The sequence below is a fragment of the Pedobacter mendelii genome (assembly GCF_014635725.1).
GTDB classification, from domain to species: domain Bacteria; phylum Bacteroidota; class Bacteroidia; order Sphingobacteriales; family Sphingobacteriaceae; genus Pedobacter; species Pedobacter mendelii.
This window is the reverse complement of sequence record NZ_BMDJ01000004.1, coordinates 186,924-207,608: the sequence shown is the minus strand read 5'-3', so window position 1 is coordinate 207,608 and position 20,685 is coordinate 186,924. Positions and strand designations below refer to the sequence as shown.

The window sequence follows — 20,685 nt, the reverse complement described above, 5'->3', positions numbered from 1 at the left end:
ATGCTCCATAGTTTCCAGTTAGTTTATATTAATGAATTAATGATTTTTTTTTATACAATGGTGTAGGAATTTCAATTTTAAGTTTGGCAATTTCAAGCGCATTATCTACACATGCATCCAATGGTGCATCTTTAATAAAATGCGATAAAAACCCCGACCAAAAAGCATCACCAGCACCTGTTACCCCAACTACTGATTCAACCTGAAGTGCTGGCTTATATGTCCAGTTTTGATTTTGACCTTTAAACCATACACCTTCTTTTCCGCAGGTAAGGCATATCGCTTTAGTATTTAGTTTATCCAGCCATGCTTTACATTCTTCAATACTCAAATTATCATCATTAAACCTTTCTAAGTCATCTAGGCTAATCTTTAACAACGGATTAAGTTTACATATTTGTTTAAAAACTTCCTTTCCATCATCTTCATGCCATATAGATGGAGCGAAGTTCCAATCAACAGACAAAAATTTACCCATTTGATTCGCTTTTGTAAAAGCACATAAGATATTACTTCGGGCAGGTTCTTTACTAAGCGCAAAAGCTGTGGTATGAATTATACTACATGCACTTATAATAGAATCTTCCACCCTTTTTATTGATAAATCTGCACTGCGATAAGGAATAAAATCTGGAGTATGCTCACTTTTAGCAACTAATACAATACTCGTTTGTCTATTCTTTGAACGATTTATATAAGTATCTGATATACCAACGGTTTTTAATTCATTAATAAGAAATGAACCTAAATTATCATCTCCAACTGTAGCCACGAGTTCTGTATCAATTCCGAGCCACTTTAAATTTGCGCATAAATTTGCTGAACTGCCACCTTGATTGGTTGAAAATTGTGATGAAAAAGCAAGAGATTCTATATTATCATTTGAGATAATATCCACAAGAAGTTCTCCAACCACTAAAATTTTTTTCCCTGAAATATTATTTGCGTAGTCCTTTATCATCTATGTTAAAATTTAAAAAGCTTTTTAAAATCTTCATTTATTAGTGCTTGTTCGGCAATTATTGCTCCGGCTGCACTCCATGTACAATTTGGTACGCCACACGGTTTTTGATCAGTACCGTGTAAGCATTCGTTAAATAAATCTTCTTTTGCATTGGATTCATGAATAGTACCCAATATGGTTTTTGCAAAATCGGTTTCTGCTTGTAAACTTAAAGCTCCAACCAACCAGCCATTCCAAACAGGCCATAATCCTCCGTTATGAAAATAATTTGGTTTATTACGGAAAGCATAAGCATAGTTATTTTTAAGATCATTCATATCAGCATCTTCTTCTTCAATTGTAGGGTGAAATGACGGCAAAAGAGCTTGTTTGCTTGCGTAAATTCCTTTTATGTGAATTATTATTTTATTATTTTGCAAATCATTACCAAATGCGAGTAGCATAGCAAATGTATTAGCCTGCAAATCAAAATAATTATAAATTCTAGATGGGTTAAAACCCATTAACCAGAAATCTGCAGAGGCATCTTCCAATTGATGAATCAGATTTGGTGCATAAACATTGGGATGGTTTTCAGTTTTCCAGTAATTTGCTTTTATAGAATTTGTGATTTGTAGTGCTTTATCTGCCCAAGTTTTGTTTGTTGATAATTTTGAGGCCAATCTTAATGCCCAAACACGTAAAAGCTGATCGAAAAGAATATAACCATGCTGAATGTATTCATCAGCCCAATCACCACTTTGAGGTACATAGATTAAATGTTTTCCATTAAACTCCCATGCTTCCAATACTAAGAAACAATTCTCTACTTCCTTCTGATATTTATCCCAAAGACTATTATCCTGAGTTAATAAAGTATAAGCACAAAGACCAATGACCGCCCATGATGGATTATCCGCTCTACCTGATGTACCTCCGTAACTTACTGAACCATCTGAAGGAGATACATTCGATGGCATAAAACCATTTATATGTTGATTTTTTAAAATTGTGTTTAATGTAACTTTAGCGGTTTCGATCAGCTGTTCATCATTACTTAACAAAGCAGCAATACTGGTAATTACACCGTCTCTGGTCCAAACGCGTTTGTAATTGTCCTGTTCTTTTACTGCTGCAACAAATCCAAATGTAGTAGATGCCTCGCGTAAAAGGTTTAAAGCTTTATTATATGATTGCGAATCGACCATTATACTGCTGTTACGTTATCTTTTTTATTAATCAATAAAACCATTATACCTGCAATTGTGATTAATGCCCCTGCAAAAATTATTGCATTTTCGGGGTTATGACCTAACAGATATTTATAAACATATTTAAAGGTTATAGTCTCCAAAAGCATAGGTAGAACTATAAACATATTTAAGATACCCATAAAAATTCCGGTTTTAGCTTTTGGAATACTGCCTGCAAGCATTGCGTAAGGCGTACCCATCATACTTGCCCAGGCAACTCCCAAACCAATTATAGGAATAAACAGTAGTGTAGAATTATGAATCATTGGTAAACAAATCAAACATAAGCCTCCAAACAACAAGCTTATCAAATGCACTTTTTGAGCTGTTATCTTTCTTGCAAAAAATGCGAGCGGAAAAGCAACGATAAAAGTAACCACATTGTAACCGCCGTTTACAGTTCCTGTTAGCAATTGTGCAGATGCAAAACCATCGAAACCAGCATCGGTAGTATTATAAATGGTTTTGGCGAGACAAAGTGTAATAAATTGCCAATACACAAACATGGCATACCAGTTAAAAAGATACACAGCCCCTAATTTTTTCATCGTAGAAGGCATTACCTTAAAAGCCGCGATGATATCTTTAAAAATCCTTGCAATGCCACCTGATTCAGCCTTTACCTTTTTTACTTCTTCCTCGGATAAAGGCGTTTCTTTAGTTGTTAAACAACTGAACATAATTGAGCCTATGGAAACAATTCCACCGATAAAGAAAGCCGCATATGTTGTATAGGGAATGTTATTATCGCTCCTCGAATGGATACCAATTAAACCCGCGGCTATTAAGATTCCAGGAGTAAGATTGGCTAGCGTAATACCTAAACCCGTAAAAAAACTTTGAGTTAAAAAGCCAAGTGCATGTTGGTTAGATGGAAGTTTATCGCTCACGAATGCACGATATGGTTCCATTGTAATATTGTTACCAGCATCTAAAATCCATAAAATTCCTGCAGCCATCCAAATAGAACTGCTGTAAGGCATTGCAAAAAGACAGATGCTACAAATTATGGCACCAATTAAAAAATAAGGTCTTCTTCTACCAAATCTGCTGGTTGTTTTATCACTCATTGCACCAATAATTGGCTGAATAATTAAACCTGTCATTGGCCCTGCCAAATTTAGCAATGGCAATTGATCTGCGTTTGCACCTAAGTAAGAGTAAATAGGTGTCATGTTGGTTTGCTGTAAACCAAAGCTATACTGAATGCCAAAAAAGCCTACATTCATCGCAATGATAGAACCAAAGTTTAACTTTATGACTGATGACACATTTTCAACCTTTTCTGCTTTTGCAACAATCATATTAATGTTGATTAAGTTTAAAAACTACTGCCTGACAAGGCTTTAAACTGATTTTATTATCATTTAAAGTTTCTGCATTGTCGTAATTATTTATCAGCATTCTAGATGATGATGCGTTTAAGCTTTTATCTATAGCATAAGAAACTGCTTGAGTAGAAAAATTTAATACAACAAGTATTTTATCTTTTCCGTTACTTCTGATATAGCAATATACATCAGGGTTTTCGATATCAAATACTTTATAATCACCATAAACTAAAACCGGAGATGATTTTCTTAATGCAACTATTTTTTTAAAATAAGAAAGCTCACTTTTTGAATTCTTTTCTTCGGTTGCTACGTTTACTGTTGTGTAATTTGGATTTACTTTTATCCAAGGTGTTCCTGTTGTAAACCCCGCATTTAATGTTTTATTCCATTGAAAAGGTGTACGGGTGTTATCTCGCGAAATAAATTTTTGTTTATTTATAAAAGCTTGCATGTCTTCACCTTTTGCAATTGCACTTTTATATGCGTTAATAGTAGCAATATCACGATAATCTTCAATCTTATTAAACTTGATATTCGACATACCTAGTTCATCACCATTAAAATAAAATGGCGTTCCACGCATGGTCATAATTAGTGTAGTCAATAATTTTGAAGAATAGCTTCTTAATTTAGGCGAATCATTTCCGTATTTACTTACCATACGAGGCACATCGTGGTTGGCCAGAAAAATAGCCAGCCACCCTTTATCCGCAAATGAAATATCCCATTTGGTAAAAGCTTTTTTCAAGTCGGTAAGTTTATAACCTTCGGGATCGTTCCCGATATCCATTATTTCAAAATGGTATGCCATATTTAACTCATGTCTATCTTCATCAACAAGCGAATGAGCATCTTGTAAAGTACTGCCTGCACCTTCAGCAACCGTCATCACATTATATTTACTGATTACCTTTTTGTTCATCTCCTTTAAATAGCTATGGAGATTTGGTCCCATACCATAAAACTTAATGATTTCTTTCTCATATCCTGCGGGATATTTCTTCCAGGTTGTATCTTTCGAAACATATTGAAAAGCATCCATTCTTAAGCCATCAATACCTTTATTAAGCCAGAATTTCATCATATCGTAAACTTCATTGCGAAGATTTTCATTTTCCCAATTTAAATCTGGCTGTTTTTGCGAGAAATAATGCAGGTAATATGATTTGGTTGTTGAATCGTATTTCCAGGCATCGTTATTTACATCGAAAAAACTAAACCTGGCTGTTGGCGTACCATTTTCTTCAGGCCACCAATGGTAGTAGTTTCGGTAAGGATTTTTACGGGAAGATTTTGCCTGTTTAAACCACTCATGCTCATCGCTGCTGTGGTTGAGTACCATATCAAGTACCAGTTTAATATTTCTTTTATGTAAACCGGCCAGGAGTTCATCAAAATCTTTCATCGTTCCAAACTCTTTCATTATATTCCTATAATCACTTATGTCATAGCCATTATCATCATTAGGCGAAGAAAAAATTGGATTAATCCATACCGCATCAATACCTAAACTTTCTAAATAATCAAGTTTGGAAATAATACCCTTCAAATCGCCAATCCCATCCCCATCACTATCTTTAAAACTTCGGGGATAAAGCTGATAAACAACAGCTTCTTTCCACCATGCAGATTTATTTATTGTACCTGATGTTTTATTAATTACCGAAACCTGTTGCGCATAACTATGCATAAACACAAGAACTAGGGATACAGTAAAAAATTGGCGCAAGTATCTCATATTTTTTTTGATGCAATACTTTACCCATCCTAAACTAGGAGCTAGTATTACTGTTAATTTAATATTTGGTTATTATAGAAAACATTTAAAAGATTTAATTATGCTTTGTAATGTTTTCCAATTATAAGATGAAGATAAGTTTATAATCAATCTAAAAATGTTAAAATAGGCAATTTGTTACCGCAAAGGTTTGCGGTAACATTTGCGAAAATGTTTGTTGTTGATAACTTATATTTGTGTGCCAACTATTAAAACATGAGAGAGAATACAACTTTGAAAAAAATCGCTGAGCAATTGAGTATCAGCATATCTACAGTTTCCAGGGCTTTGAAAGATCATCCTGATATTTCTCCAGAAACCAAAAGGAAAGTAAACGAACTTTCCGAATTATTAGAATATGACCCAAATCCATATGCTATTAACCTAAGAACACATAGCAGCAAGGAATTTGCTGTAGTTGTTCCAAGCCTTTCGAATTTTTTTTACCACTCATTTATAAGTGCAATAGAAGAGGAAGCAAGAGATTTGAGCTATTCTGTTATTATTTATCGCTCATCAAACGATCCTAAAATTGAGCAGCAAATTTTAAAAAGTTGTAGACATAAACGAGTTTCAGGAATATTTATCGCGATAACTTCAGAAACAACAGATATTGAACCTTTTTTAAAACTAGATACTCACGGAATCCCGGTGATCTTTTTCGATAAAGTTCCGCAATATGAATCGTGTAACAAAATCTGTGTTGGTGATGAGCATGCGGCATCAATAGCAGCAAACGAAATTTTTAAGAAAGGTATTAGTAACGTAATTGGAATTTTTGGTGATAAAAATATGTCTATAACGCAAGCCAGGTTAAAAAAATTTAATGAGGTTTTATTTAAGGATGACAAAGAGATGAATTTAAAAATGGTTCATGCAAAAAGCTCTGATGAAGCAGAACAGCTTACTTTATCTCTAATACCAGATTTTATTGGAAAGAAGTTTGCCATTTTTTGCATGAGTGATGAGATACTAGCAGGAACAATGAAAGCCATCCAAAGACTAGGGCTTAAAATGCCAAATGACCTTGGAGTTATAGGAATTAGCGATGGAATGATACCTAAACTTTTTTATCCTGAGATAACTTATGCAGAAACAAGTGGTTATAATCTTGGTAAGTTAGCATTTAGCAGAATGATGAGGTGTATTGCCGGAAGTTCTTTTGCACAAACAATTATAGACGAATCTAAGCTTGTACAAGGAGGATCTATTTAAGTCTTTTTTAAATTTCTGCTTGGCAATTTTAACCTATTCCCTTGTAAATCGTAGGCCACAAGCTTCAATGCATGGTGGATTAATTGTTAAATTGTTACCACTAACTTTAAAACGATGCGTTATTGGCATAACATAAGCATTAGAGAATAATTCAATCTTTACGCTATCTATAAGTCTGAAACGTATAAAATCTGGCATTGCATCACCTTGTATCTCGCCAGATTTATCAAATATTATAAACTTATCTGGTCCGGTTACCTTTGTATATTTGCCTTGCCCACTGCCTATATCGAACAAAGTTTCCGTCAGTTTCCATTTACCATAAATTTCATTTGAACTTTCGGTATTTTTTTTACAAGATAAAATGATTGTTGTTAATAAAAGTGCAAATATGAGCTTTTTCATAGTTTAGATTTTTTACTGAGTACGATGATTAGAAAGAAAATGCTACAATAGAATTGATTTTTTTCTTAAAATTTTATGCCTCTTGTAAATTTAACTACAAAAGGCATAAAATAACTATAATAAATTAAACTACAATTGCTTGCAAAAAATGCATTTTAAAAATTACTTAAGCTCAACTTCGGCTAAAACCGGAAAGTGGTCTGAAGGGAATTTTCCAAAATAAGTATCGGTTAAAATTCCCCATCTGATTGCTACAAACTGTTTACTCATAAATATATGATCGATAACGGATTGACCTCTTGGCGTTCTAAAACCATTAGAAGATGAATTGTTAGCATATGGAAATTTAACTTTTGTACTCACATCAATCAATACAGCTGAATTTGCAATGGTTTTATACCATTCGCTATCTCTACCACCATTTAAATCTCCGGTAAGCAAAACTGGCTTATTACCGGCAATTTCATTAATCTTTTTTAATATTAGTTTGCTGCTTTCTTTACGAGCTACAACGCCTTGATGATCGAAATGAACATTGAATGTGTAAAATTGCTTTTTAGTTGTTAAATCTTCAAGATATACCCATGAACAAATTCTGTTGCAGCAAGTGGCATCCCAACCTTTTCCGGGAAGATCTGGTGTTTCAGAAAGCCAGAAGTCTCCGCTTTTAATGAGTTTAAAACGATCTTTTTTATAATAAATAGCAGAATGTTCTCCTGCATCTTTTCCATCGTCTCTACCTTTGCCATATCTTGCATATTCTGGTAATGCCGTACTGATATCGTCGAGTTGATTTTTTAGTCCTTCTTGTACACCAAGAACATCAAATTGATGAAAACGGATAAGGTTTGCAACAATGGGCGCCCGGTTTACCCACAAATTACCACTATCTCGTGGGTTATCGAATCTGATATTAAAAGTTCCAATGATTAAATTTTGAGCTTCGGCTACATTAGAAGCAATAAATAGCAAAACTGCTACAGACCATATTTTTAGTTTCATTTATTTTATTTTTTTTAAATTAAGCTGCTTAATTCGAGCCTAGAATTTGTCAAATTGAAAAGCAGTGGTGAAATTATTGTTAGCACTCCAAACTTCACCGCAACGTCTCTTTAAAATTTACCAACCATTATTCTGTTTCAAATTTGGATTACGCTGCAAATCATTTAACGGAATTGGGTAATAATAATTCCTTTCCAGCCATTTTCTCGGTATTTCTTTCATCCAGGTCAACTCACCAGATGAACCATTTTTCAATAGCTGAGAGTTTATCGCTGCACCAACTGTTGCCGAAACATCAACATATGTAACGCCTGCAACAGCAGGTGTTGGTCGGGTTCCTTGGTAAAAAGCAACATCCAAAATCCCATCTTCGTTCAAATCAAGTGGTATGTTTAAAGCCGGAACATAAAAACCATTCCACTCCTGCTCCATTAATGGTCCGCGTTTCCATCTCAATAAATCAGAAAAGCGAAATCCTTCTAAACTTAACTCTATGCCACGCTCTCTTCTAATTTCTAACAAAGCAGCATTTGTAATTCCAGGGAAATAATTTGCTGTTAAGTATGGATCGGCAACGGTTGGCCTTGTAGTTAAGCTACCAGTAATCCCTGCTCTTGCTCTTAAAGCACCAACAGTTAAGGCCCAATCAGCATCGGTTAATGTACCTAATTCTGCTTTAGCTTCAGCATAATTTAATAACACTTCTGCATAACGGAACAATGAAATCGCATTTGTATTTAGGGCACCCGCATCAAAATAAGTATCATCAAGTGTCAATTTTATTGGTTGATAACCTGTAAACGTATAAGAAAAAACTGGTGGAGCCGCAACCAGCTGACCACTTGTAATACGTTTATAATCGCCTAAACGAATGGTTTGCTTTAATCTTAAATCGCGATTTTTTACTTCATCTTTGAACAATTGTGTTCGATATGATGGGTCATTTGTGTATGGTGTTCCATCAAGTTTTAAATAGGTATTTATAAAAGTACGTGTAAAACTAGCCTTTGCTCCGTAAGTCCCACTAGTCCACCACCAATTGGCGTCACTTAGTACACCAAGATTTAAGTCGGCAACGGCAGACTGTAAAACCTCATTGGCTACAGGTGTATTGCTGGTAAAAACCTGACGATAAGATACACCTGGTCCGCCTGCTGTATTTAATGAAAAACCACCATTTTTTATAATTTGTTCTGCAGCTGATGCAGATTCTTCTAACCATTTATTTGCTGTTGAACCTAAATTTAATTCGGTTTGGTATTTTCTAAATGTTCCTTCAAACAAACACAACCTTGATTTATAAGCATAAGCAACCCATTTTGTAATTGTGGTACGGGTTGCGTCGTTCGTAGTTGTAATATTTGCACAGGCGAAGTTGATGTCGGCTAAAACGGAATCCATAACCAATTCTCGCTTATCTCTACCTGCAAAAAGTGATGCATCATCAACGTCAAGCGGTTTACCTATCCAAGGCACATCGCCAAAGCGTTTAACTTTTTCCATGTAAAAATAAGCCCTGAAATAACGTGCTAAACCTATGTAGTGATTACGAACAACAGCAGGTACGGCAGGGTCTTTACAGTTTTCAATAAAGTAGTTTATGTTTCTTAAATCTCTCCAAGACCAGCCAGAGCTGTTGTTGGCAGCAAAACCACCCTCACGAACAAAATCCGGCACAGACTTAACCGCCAAATAATCCGACATTGCATCCAAACTGATAGAATTTTTTGGTAAAAAATCCATGCTGTAGAAGGAATTTGTATAGAGTTTTAATCCGTTTTCGGTACCAAATACGGCTTCTTTAGAAGCCGTAGATTCTGGTTTCTGATCGAGCTTTTTGCAGGCTACCAAACTCAGGCAACTCAGCAATATCCATATATATTGTTTTTTCATCTTTATCATTTTTTTTGTTCAATAACCTTAAAATCCAATATTTACTCCAAATGCGTAGCTTTTCAATATCGGATAATTATATCCATCTCCATTGGTGCTGTTCGGATTTAAATCTTGATCAGACGGCACAGCATTTTCAACATCAATTGTATTTTTTACGATTTTGTACATTGGCGAATATGTAAAGAGATTTTCGCCAGAGAAAAATACTTTTGCCGTACGTACACCAACTTTGTTAACCCATCTTGTTGGAAGTGTATAACCAACCTGGATATTCTTCATTCGGATATAGGCTACATTCTGAAGATAGCGGGTTTGTGCTACACCAAGCGTACGATTGGTATTGCTAGATGCGGCTCTTGACATTGTGCGAGGGAAATAAGCATCTGTGTTTTGTGGTGTCCACATATTGCCTAAATGGAAAGTTGGAATATTGTTATATGGTCTGTTGTACTGCCCCCAAAACATTTCAGTTTCTGTACTTGGATACCATTGTTGCTTACCTACACCCTGAAAGAAAACAGAGAAAGAGAAATCGTGCCAATCTGCACCTAAGTTAATGCCGTAAAGATACCTGGGCGCTGAATTACCAATGATTCTTCTATCGCCAGATTTACCTACTTTATTTTCGCCAACGTTGATAAAACCATCACCGTTTAGATCTTTTAATTTAATATCACCAGGAAACCATTTACCGGTTGGAGAAGCACGCATTTGAGGATCTTGCTTGGCATGAGAAGCAATATCTGCATCATCAATAAAAAATCCTTCTGTTTCGTAACCCCAAATATCACCTAAGGTTTGTCCTTCATAATAATCGCTTAACAATTTATCGGGATTGTTATATTTATCAATTTTGGTTTTATTATCGGCAAGCGTTAACCTTACGTTATAGCTGAAAGGCTTTTCAGATTTACCAATTTTATCGTTCCAGCCTATTGAAACTTCCCATCCACGCGTAGTTAAATCGGCGTAGTTTCCTTTAGGAACATCAGCACCGAACACGGCAGGAGGCGTTAGTCCGAAGGTAAACATATCCGTAGTTTTGCGAATGTAAGCATCACCATTAAAGCTTAAACGGCCAGAAAGCATGGTTAAATCTAAACCAACGTTTGTTGTTGTAGAAGTTTCCCAGGTTAAACCATCAGGCAATACTGCCGGAATTCGGGTGATTGGTGGTTTAACACCGTTTAAAATTACGCCGGATTGGCTGATGTTAAAAATTTCCTGGAAGGCATAAGATGCAATGTTTCCGTTTCCAAGTGAGCCATAAGAACCTCTAATTTTTAAATCAGAAATAATTTTATCTGATACATTCCAAAAAGCTTCTTTGTTAACTCTCCAACCTGCTGATACAGATGGGAAAAATCCATAACGCTGATTGGAAGGAAATTTAGACGAACCATCATATCTGGCATTAACCTCTAATAAATAACGATCTTTAAATGAATAATTCAATCGTGAGAAACCACCCAAAATAGCCCATTGCTCGTAACCACCACCAGTTGTAATAGATTGACCCACAGCTAGATTTAAATCGGTAGCATCTTCAAAAATAATTCCGTTACGCTGTACGGCAACTCGGTTATAGGTAGATTGTTCGTAATTGTAACCAACCATAGCTTTTAAATAATGATTGGTACCAAATCGATTTTCGTATTCTGCAAAAACATTGGTTGCTATGTACTGGGTTTCGCGTTTATCAAATAACAAGTCGTTGGTTGTTGTACCTACGAAAGAAGTTACCCCACGTGTATTACTATACGGAACCTGAACTCGTTTTTGCTCAATATCGTTATTGGTATTACGGAAAGTAAAATCGGCATTTATACGAAACTTGTTATCAAAAAATTTAGTTCTTATACCGCTAATGTTTCTAAAAATTTGCTTGCGTGTATCGATACCATTTTTGCCGTAAATAAAATCGCCCACGGTATAAGCTGCAGCAAATGTTAAGGAACCATCAGGATTATAAATTGGCATGGTTGGTTTACCTTCATCGGCAATGTTTCGCCAAATACCACCACCTTCACCAACGTTTATAGGATTATGGTAGTTTGAAACTGAATAATCTGCATTGTTTTCTATACTTAGCCAAGGAAAAACCTGCACAGAACCTCTTGCCCTGATGTTTTTCATGTCGTAATCATCACTATTATACTTAAACAATCCATCTTGATTTAAATATCTACCTGATATTAAAAACGACACCTTCTCACTACCACCACTTACCGATAGATTGTTTTCCGTAGCAACAGTATTCTTTTTATATAGTTCGGCATAGTAATCTGTATTGCCATAATAAGTATATTCTCCAGTAGTTGGGTTTACTTCAACTTCCTTGTAAGGCTGACCAGATTCTGCTCTTCGCTTAAATTCATCAAGATAAGCCTGAGAAAATTTCTGCGTTTTATTGGCATTTTGAGGAAAAGCTCCATCTCCATTTACGAATGCCTCTGCAAACATTTTTGCCCAGGTATAACCATCGGTTACAAAATCAGGAACTTGTAAAGGACTCTTTATGGCGTAATTGCTTGAATAAAATATGCTTGTACGACCTTTCTCTGGTTTCTTTGTTGTAATCAATACCACTCCAAAAACGCCTCGTGCACCATAAATTGCTGCAGAAGCCGCATCCTTTAAAATGGTAACACTTTCTACATCGTTTGGATTTAATAAGCTAGGGTCGCCTTCAAAACCATCAATTAAGACCAAAGCACTTCCACCCTGACCGATAGAAGTTGTACCACGAATATTATAATTCGGAGATTGATTTGGCTTACCATCTAACATTTTTAAATTTAGATTGGGCAATAAGCCTTGCAAGCCTTGAGTTAAATTGGTAATTGGTCTGTTTTCTAAATTCTTAGAAGTAATCTGATCTACAGCACCAGTTGCATTTTCTCTTTTCTGTGTACCATAACCAACAATAAGTACTTCGTTTAAACTACCCGTTTCGCCTTTAAGTGTAACATTTAAAGGTGTAGTTTCTTTTGCTTTAACTACAATTTTACTTAGCGTAACAGTGGTGTAAGACACAAAACTGACTTGAATGTTGTATGTGCCTGCAGGAGCTGTGATGCTAAAACTACCGTCAGGATTACTTTGAACAACTTTGTTCAATTCCTTAATCAAGATGCTTGCACCTGGAAGCGATTCGCCCTTTTCATCAATAATCTTTCCGCTGATGGTTCCGGTTTCCTGATTTTTAGCTTCAAACTCAGGATAATTAAGTTTTGCCGCAACAATTGGGACGGCTAAAACATTGTTTTGTAGAAGGCATGCAATAGAAGTACAAAGCAAAAGCTTCCGCATTAGCAGTAAAGGTTTTTTCATTTGTTAAAAATTAGTTATCGGCCTAAACCGTTTTAGTTTAATTTCCTTGGTTCCTTAGAATGTGGCAAAGCTATCGCCCTTATGTGAACCTATGATTAACTTACTTTAACCTCTGAAGTGGAAATGAACTACGATTTGTCTGTTTTCTTATTCTTAAGTTAACCTTAAGGCACTTATAAATTATAATTCTTGTGCTAGAGTTATTTATTTATTTTTGAGGATGATGTTTAGCGAAAATTTCCCAATTCTTAAAAATTGTACTTATTTAAATACGGCAAATTCAGGATTATTATCTGTAGAAATTGCCAATTGGCGTAAACAACATGATGCCGAATTTATTGAAGGTGGAAGTACCTTTAGAGCCAATAATTTAAAGGTTATGGAAGATTTAAGACTAAATCTTGCCGAAAGTTTTTCATCCAAAAAAGATAATACGTATTTAAGTCAGAATTTTTCGAGTGGATTTAATTCTATTTTAAATGGATTGGCTGGAAATCACCGTTTTTTATTGCTGCAAGAAGATTACCCATCAGTAAGTTATCCGGTTACGAGCAGAGGATTTGAGTTTTTAGAAGTGGCAATTGATGCTAATCTAGAAGAAAACATATTGAATGCCATCGAAAAATTTAAACCGACCGTATTTGCCTTTAGCATGGTTCAATACATCAGCGGTTTGAAAATGCAAAGTGATTTTATCAAAAATTTAAAAGCTAATTTCCCCGATTTGATTTTGATTGCTGATGGTACGCAATTTTTAGGTACTGCTGTATTTAATTTCCAACAATCAGGCTTAGATGTTTTGATAGGTAGTGGTTACAAATGGCTTTTAGGTGGTTATGGAAACGGATACATTTTCTTATCAGATAAAATTAAAGAAGTACTTTACGAAAACAGAAAGCCATTTACATTGCCATCTGCACCATTTTTAAGCGGCAGAGATTATTTATCGCTTAGTTTAGAACCCGGACATTTAGATAGCTTAAGTTTTGGAACATTAAACGAAGGAGTAAAATATTTAAACAAAATTGGCTTAAACACAATTGAAAAAACTACAGCAAGCCTTGCAAACCAAGCCAGAAGAGCTTTGCATCAGAAAGGATTGCTTACAGATTGGATGGTGGAGCGAAAAGAACAATCTTCTATTATGAGTTTACCACTTAACAAAGAAACAGTTGATAAGCTAATTGCCGAAAAGATTTTATGTTCGCCAAGAGGTGCCGGAACGCGAATATCTTTTAATTTTTACAATACAGAGGAAGATTTAAACTCCTTACTGAGCGTTTTGGATTAATTAGCCAACTTTCCAAACCGCATCAACAAAATATTTTTGCTGGTCGGTAAAAGAATTTATCAATTGAAAACCTGATGATTGAGCAAGATCATCAATCTCGTTTAGTGAATATTTTTGTGAAATTTCCATCATAATAAATTCATTCTCTGAAAAATGAATTGCATTACTACCAATATTTACGATTTGATTTTTTAAACTGATTAAATAGCTTTTGCATGCACCGGTTTCTGGGTCGTAATTGGCGTAATGTTCAAAGGCACTTATATCAAAGTTACCATCAAGTTCACGGTTAATTCGGCTAAGTAAATTCAAATTAAATGAACGTGTAATGCCTGCTTTATCATTGTAGGCTGCTAATATTTGCTGTGGATTTTTTTTCAAATCAAAACCTATAATCAGAATATCATCAGGAGACAATAATTGTTTAAGGCTTAAGCAAAATCCTCGAGCTTCACTAACATTCATATTGCCAATGTTTGCTCCCATAAACAAAACAACTTTTTTCCTATCCGAAATCTCTGTAGCTTTTTTAAGCATATCGAAATAGTCGCCATTCAAACCTTCAAATATTAATTCAGGAAGCTTTGCAGGCAAATTCACGTCCAAATCGTTTATTACATGCTCCGAAAAATCAATAGGATAATATTTAAAATTCAGGTTTTTATCTAGTAGGGTTTTTAGCAAATGAATGGATTTTGTTGCATCACCAGCGCCTAATTCAATTAAATCAAAAGCTTCATTATCAACAGAAATTACGTTTGCAATGCTATTTGCCTGGTATTGCATAATTTCCATTTCGGCATTGGTAAGGTAATATTCTTCCATATCCATAATCTGCTGAAAGATATGGTCGCCAGTTTCATCGTAAAAGTATTTTGAAAACATTCGCTTTGGCCCGGCATTTAATCCTGCCAAAGTTTCTTGCAAAAATTGAGTATTATTTACTGTGGTTTTTTCTGTTGTAAGCATCATAAATTTCTATTTAGCAAGACGAATGCCTGTGTATTGCCATCTTAAATGTGGATGAAAAAAATTTCTGTATGTTATGCGACTATGTTCTGCAGGTGTAGCGATTGATGAACCACGTAATACTTTTTGGTTTACCATAAACTTCCCGTTGTATTCGCCTATTGCACCCGGAGCTTTACTAAAACCTGGATATGGCAAGTAAGCACTTTCGGTCCACTCCCACCGCTCGCCCCAGTTAAAGTTTTTTGCTGCTACTTCCCATTCAAATTCTGTTGGTAATCGCATTCCTTTCCAACTTGCAAAAGCATAAGCTTCGTAATAACTAATATGGGTTAGAGGCTCATTTAGATTGATTTCTTTTAAACCTTGAAGTGTGTAATTCATCCACTTGCCATCAATTAAATGCCAGTACATTGGTGCATTAATTTTATTGGTATTTACCCAATCCCAACCTTCAGCATGCCAAAAATTAAAATTTTGATAACCTCCATCATTTATAAAATCTAAATACGATTCATTTGAAACCAAATTAGAACAGATTTCAAATTCGTTTAAATAAACTTTATGTCGGTTTAACTCGTTATCAAAACAAAAATCATTTCCGTTATAGCCGATTTCATAAATGCCTTCCGAAACGGTAAGCATATTAGAGTTGTTGATATGCTCTGATATAGTTTCCTTTTTATTTGAATCGTAAACTGGGAAAAGTGGATTATTGCCAAGAATAAATTTTATATCTGTTAGCAGTAATTCTTGATGTTGCTGCTCGTGATTGAAACCCAAAATTACCAATTCAAGCACTTCTGACAATATTTCTGTGGAAAGAAACGATACCATTGCATCATCTACATAATGGCGATATTGATAAACTTCATTTACACTTGGCCTACTTAAGTTACCTCTATCGGTACGAATAACACGATTACCTACAGTTTCGTAATAACTGTTAAATACGTAATTGTAATCTTCGTTAAAAACCTGGTAAGAAGTTGAATAGGGTATTAAAATAAAGGTTTCGAAAAACCAGGTAGTATGCCCTAAATGCCATTTCGGCGGACTAACATCTACAACAGGTTGAACCACATAATCCTCTATTTGTAAAGGTTCACAAAGTTGCTCAGCATGTTTTCGAATGCTTAGGTATTTTTCAGCAAGATTCATTAATTTTTATCAAGATAGTTTTTGAGATCTGTTATGGTATTAACATCTATTTCTGAGGATTGTTTTTGTCGCATCATCAATGCATAAGAATTATTAAACCCGATTGGTTTTAACCATTTAATCTTATATTTTTTATTAAACTCATCACTTACATATTTATACGTTTCATCTTTATTGTGAGATATTTGCGAAACAATTTTATTGTCGGGTTTTAAAATAGCTAACAATCCGGTACCTGTATATTCTGGATAAAAATCAATTTGGTTATTAACCAGAGCATCAAAACAAATTTTCGTGCCACCTAAACCGGTTTTAGTTTCCACCTTATAATTTGTATTTCCTTTTATAAGCATGCTGTAAATTTCTGCCAGAATGTATTGCTCGCCAAAAATTTTTGAGCCAATTTTAATGGTTTCACCAGCTCCTCCTTTTGGCGATTTATATAAGCCAACTTTCACTAAAAAATCTATGGCAACTTTTTCTGGTGTTTGGTGAAGATAATCGGTTCGATAATTTAAATCGGTCATAACAGAGTCGGTGATTTTGCCTGCCAATAAATTTAAAACATCTTCTAATTCGGGGAACTTATTTAAAGAAGCTTGATTTACAATTGGTGCGGCATAATAAGGTGGGAAAATTCCTTTATCATCTTTTAAAATTTTAAGTCCAAAAGCTTTGAGCCGTCCATCGGTAGAGTAACCACTAATCACATCTAGTTCTTTTGAAAAAGCAGCTTTATACATAACTGCATCACTAATCACCACAGTTTTAATTTTTAATCCATAGGCAGATTTTAAGCCTAAATCGCCATCTTGCCTGCCCATAAATTCGGGTGTAAAACCAGCCTTTAAACCAGAGCCATAAGCAGATGGCAATACGTAGAAAGCAGTTAAAATAATTAAAAAAACGGAAGAAAAGATTAATACTTTTTTGAGTTTTTTAAAATCCAATTTTTGGGTTAGCGCAAGTAAACCATCTAATAATATGGCAAGTAAAGCTGCAGGAATTGCACCAGCTAAAATCATATTGGTGTTGTTAAGCGATATACCACCGAAAATAAACTCACCCAAACCACCAGCAGCAATGTACGACGCCAACGTTGCCACGCCAACATTTATTACGGTTGCGGTACGGATTCCTGCAAGAAGAACAGGCATTGCCAAGGGAATTTCTACTTTAAATAAGATTTGCGATTTGCTCATTCCCATGGCTTTTGCAGCTTCGATAATGTGTTTATCAATGCCAATAATGCCGGTGTAGGTATTTCTAATAATAGGGAGCAGTGCATAAATAAGTAGCGCCACAATTGCAGGTTTGGCTCCGATACCTAAAATTGGAATCATAAAGCCCAACAAAGCAATGCTTGGTACGGTTTGTAAAACGCCCGCAATACCTAAAATAATTCCAGATAATTTACGCCTACGGGCAATTAAAATTCCTAAAGGCAAACCTATTGCAATTGCAAACAGAAGCGAAATAAAGGTTAAACCAATGTGTTGTACCGTTTGGCTAAGCAATTTATCCGATTCCATCGACATGAATTGCCAAAGCGTTTGTTGCTCATTCATGTTTGGTAAAATTTTTATATTGATTAAAAGCTTTAATTAATTCGTCAAAACTTGCGCTTTTATATTCTTGAGTGTTGTTTGAAAATTGCAGTTCTGCTGCTTGATTGTTGCGTAATTTTTCCATCGCATCCCAAACGCTTATATCAGCACTTAAACCTTTATTTATGCTTGACCTGTTTGACAGCTTCTCCCAGATGTCTTCAATGGTGACAATCTTAAATTCTAACGCCAAGCGTTGTCCGTCTAAAAACTTCTTCGCAAAATCGTTAGCGGGATTAAAAAGTAGCTCTTTTGGCGTTCCGATTTGCATAATCTGACCTTTATCCATCAAGCAAATTCTATCGGCAAGTTCAAAAGCTTCTTCAACATCATGGGTAACCATCACCATGGTTTTTCTTTTGAGTTCTTCTAAATCTTTAAATTCCTTCCGGATACTGGTTCTTGTAACATTATCCAATGCTCCAAAAGGTTCGTCCATTAATAATACAGCAGGATCTGATACCAAAGCACGAGCAAGTCCTACCCTTTGTTGTTGCCCACCACTTAATTCGTTAGGAAAAAGTTTAAGAGAATTTGCTGGAAGATGAAGTTTCTCGGTAAGCTCATACACCCGATCTTGAATTTTCTTTTTATCCCACTTTAATAATTCAGGAACTATCGCGATGTTTTCTTCTACGGTATAGTGTGGAAAAAGGCCAATATTTTGCATTACATAGCCAATTCCTTTCCTTAAAATTTCTGTGTTTTGATTGATAATATTTTGTCCATTGATAATGATTTCACCTTCATCAGGATTAATAAGTCGGTTAATCATTTTTAGGGTTGTGGTTTTACCACAACCACTTGTGCCTAGCAAAACCAAATTTTCTTTTTCTTTAACATCGAAAGAAACCTGATTTACGGCTACTGCTTCACCATACTTTTTACTAACATTTTTAAGTTCAATCATTTCTAATCATCAAGCTTCATAAAAAGATTATTCAACGATTCTGAATAGGTTGGATGTGCAAAAACACCGTATCTAATTTTATCATAGGTTATATCGCCTTCCATCGCCATTTGTAAAACCGACACAATTTCCCCTCCTTCTGAAGCTAAAATCGACGCACCCAATATCTTTTTACTCTTTGCATCAACAATTGCTTTCATTAAGCCTTTAGTTTCATTGGTTTCAATTCCTCGGGCAACATAAGCCATTGGTAACAAAGCAACTTTATAATCAAGTTTTTTCTCTTTGGCTTCTTTCTCAGACATTCCTATTCTGCCCAATTGTGGGTCGGTAAACATGCAATATGGTACTGGTCTGTTTTTAATGCTGTATTTTGTTTTTTCGATTAAATTCCGGTAAACTATGGTGTAATCGTTGTATGCAATATGCGTAAATGCTGGTCCGCCTTTAACATCACCTAAAGCAAAAATCCCCTTAACATTGGTTTCTAATTTATTGTTAACTAGGATATGTCCTTTCTCATCTGTTTTTACTCCACAAAATTCTAAGCCTAAATTTTTGGTTTGTGGTATCCTACCTGTAGCGATTAAAACATGACTAGTTTTTATCTTTTTGGTGGTGTTATCAGCTTGAAGTTCTACTTCTATTTTATTCTTTTTATTTGATGTAAACTTTTTAACCACAGCATTGGTTATGATTTCAATTTTTTCATCCTTTAATATTTCGGTTAATGAAGCCGAAACATCTTCATCTTCTCGTGCCAAAATTGTGGATGACTGCTCAATGATGGTTACCTTGCTGCCAAACCGGCTAAACATTTGGCCAAACTCTAAACCAATGTAGTTGCCACCAATTACGACCAATTCATCAGGGATTTTATCTAACTCTAGGATAGTAGTAGAAGTTAAAAAATCTACTTCATCTAATCCATCTATATCAGGTATTGCAGTTTTTGCTCCTGTATTGATGAAAATCCAATCGGCAGTGATGATTTCTTCTTTGCCATTGGCCAACAAAATGGTAATTTCTTTTTCACCGCTAAACCGGGCTTCACCCATAATTAGTGTTAAACCATTGGTTTCTTCCAAACCTTTTTGAGCAGATTTTTGGAACTGTTCTACAATATCATCTTTACGCTGTTTTACCTTCTTAAAATCTATTTTTATTGAACCGATGTTTACCCCTAACTCATCGGCTTTACCAGCTTGATAAACCATTTTTGCGGAAGCAATCATGGCTTTAGTTGGTGTGCAGCCATCATTTATACAAGTGCCACCAACTATTCTTTTTTCTATTACAGCGATTTTTTTTCCTGCCTGAGCAAGTTTTTTAGCTAAAGGAACGCCTGCTTGACCGGCACCGATAACTATAGCATCAAAGTGTTTCATTGTTTTGGGATGATTCTAAAGATAAGTAAAAAATTAAAGCTTAGAATAGAACCAGCAAAGTGTTCCAATGTTTTAATTGTAACATAATTAGTTGCTTCAGTTTGGAGGTTTTAAAAAAAATTGAATTAATATAATTATAAATATTTCCTGAAAGTTCAAAATCTTTACGCTGTTAAAACTTTTATAAAAAGCAAAGGTTAT

General features: G+C 35.0%; 15 protein-coding genes. 2 read left to right on the top strand and 13 right to left on the bottom strand.

Translation table 11 applies throughout. The features are described from left to right. Positions 1-28 precede the first annotated feature (28 nt). From IEV50_RS09025 to IEV50_RS09010, 4 genes are read right to left on the bottom strand one after another with little or no spacing between them, the layout of a single operon-like run. Positions 29-961: a carbohydrate kinase family protein gene (locus IEV50_RS09025; RefSeq protein ID WP_188413259.1), complete on the bottom strand. Its 933-nt coding sequence runs from the start codon at positions 959-961 to the stop codon at positions 29-31. A gap of 5 nt (positions 962-966) precedes the next feature. Continuing rightward, positions 967-2,151: a glucosidase family protein gene (locus IEV50_RS09020; protein WP_188413257.1), complete on the bottom strand. Its 1,185-nt coding sequence runs from the start codon at positions 2,149-2,151 to the stop codon at positions 967-969. Next, positions 2,151-3,500: an MFS transporter gene (locus IEV50_RS09015; protein WP_188413255.1), complete on the bottom strand. Its 1,350-nt coding sequence runs from the start codon at positions 3,498-3,500 to the stop codon at positions 2,151-2,153. Before IEV50_RS09015 ends, IEV50_RS09020 begins: the two co-directional genes overlap by 1 nt. 1 nt (position 3,501) lies before the next feature. Continuing rightward, a complete protein-coding gene (locus tag IEV50_RS09010) occupies positions 3,502-5,268 on the bottom strand; it encodes a glycoside hydrolase family 13 protein (RefSeq protein ID WP_229746680.1) in 1,767 nt (588 codons plus the stop codon). A 255-nt stretch (positions 5,269-5,523) separates the two neighbouring features. Here IEV50_RS09010 and IEV50_RS09005 point away from each other — a divergent pair, with 255 nt between their 5' ends. Further along, positions 5,524-6,522 carry a LacI family DNA-binding transcriptional regulator gene (locus IEV50_RS09005; RefSeq protein WP_188413253.1) on the top strand — a complete coding sequence of 333 codons (999 nt, stop codon included), beginning with the start codon at positions 5,524-5,526 and terminating at the stop codon, positions 6,520-6,522. Between the two features lie 33 nt (positions 6,523-6,555). Here IEV50_RS09005 and IEV50_RS09000 read toward each other — a convergent pair whose 3' ends face one another. The 4 genes from IEV50_RS09000 to IEV50_RS08985 all read right to left on the bottom strand — a co-directional run bounded on the left by IEV50_RS09000 (position 6,556) and on the right by IEV50_RS08985 (position 13,158). Then, a complete protein-coding gene (locus IEV50_RS09000) occupies positions 6,556-6,927 on the bottom strand; it encodes a hypothetical protein (protein WP_188413251.1) in 372 nt (123 codons plus the stop codon). A 162-nt stretch (positions 6,928-7,089) separates the two neighbouring features. Further along, positions 7,090-7,929: an endonuclease/exonuclease/phosphatase family protein gene (locus tag IEV50_RS08995; RefSeq protein ID WP_188413249.1), complete on the bottom strand. Its 840-nt coding sequence runs from the start codon at positions 7,927-7,929 to the stop codon at positions 7,090-7,092. A 117-nt stretch (positions 7,930-8,046) separates the two neighbouring features. Next, a complete protein-coding gene (locus IEV50_RS08990; protein ID WP_229746679.1) occupies positions 8,047-9,831 on the bottom strand; it encodes a RagB/SusD family nutrient uptake outer membrane protein in 1,785 nt (594 codons plus the stop codon). 18 nt (positions 9,832-9,849) lie between these two features. Then, on the bottom strand, positions 9,850-13,158 hold the full coding sequence (locus IEV50_RS08985) for a SusC/RagA family TonB-linked outer membrane protein (RefSeq protein ID WP_188413247.1): 3,309 nt from the start codon (positions 13,156-13,158) through the stop codon (positions 9,850-9,852). Between the two features lie 220 nt (positions 13,159-13,378). Here IEV50_RS08985 and IEV50_RS08980 point away from each other — a divergent pair, with 220 nt between their 5' ends. Continuing rightward, a complete protein-coding gene (locus IEV50_RS08980; protein WP_188413245.1) occupies positions 13,379-14,449 on the top strand; it encodes an aminotransferase class V-fold PLP-dependent enzyme in 1,071 nt (356 codons plus the stop codon). Here IEV50_RS08980 and IEV50_RS08975 read toward each other — a convergent pair whose 3' ends face one another. The 5 genes from IEV50_RS08975 to IEV50_RS08955 are packed head-to-tail and all read right to left on the bottom strand — an operon-like array spanning position 14,450 to position 20,484. After that, entirely contained in the window at positions 14,450-15,421 is a 972-nt protein-coding gene (locus IEV50_RS08975; RefSeq protein ID WP_188413243.1) for an L-histidine N(alpha)-methyltransferase, read from the bottom strand. 6 nt (positions 15,422-15,427) lie between these two features. After that, positions 15,428-16,579, bottom strand: a complete 1,152-nt coding sequence (gene egtB, locus IEV50_RS08970; RefSeq protein WP_188413241.1) for an ergothioneine biosynthesis protein EgtB — start codon at positions 16,577-16,579, stop codon at positions 15,428-15,430. Then, positions 16,579-18,147: an ABC transporter permease/substrate-binding protein gene (locus IEV50_RS08965; protein ID WP_188413239.1), complete on the bottom strand. Its 1,569-nt coding sequence runs from the start codon at positions 18,145-18,147 to the stop codon at positions 16,579-16,581. The genes egtB and IEV50_RS08965 overlap by 1 nt, the downstream gene beginning before the upstream one ends. Continuing rightward, the gene (locus IEV50_RS08960) at positions 18,140-19,096 is read right to left on the bottom strand and encodes an ABC transporter ATP-binding protein (protein ID WP_188413237.1); all 957 of its coding nucleotides are present in this window, start codon (positions 19,094-19,096) and stop codon (positions 18,140-18,142) included. The genes IEV50_RS08965 and IEV50_RS08960 overlap by 8 nt, the downstream gene beginning before the upstream one ends. Before the next feature lie 2 nt (positions 19,097-19,098). Continuing rightward, complete coding sequence (locus IEV50_RS08955; protein WP_188413235.1) at positions 19,099-20,484, bottom strand: mercuric reductase; 1,386 nt, start codon at positions 20,482-20,484, stop codon at positions 19,099-19,101. Positions 20,485-20,685: the final 201 nt, after the last annotated feature.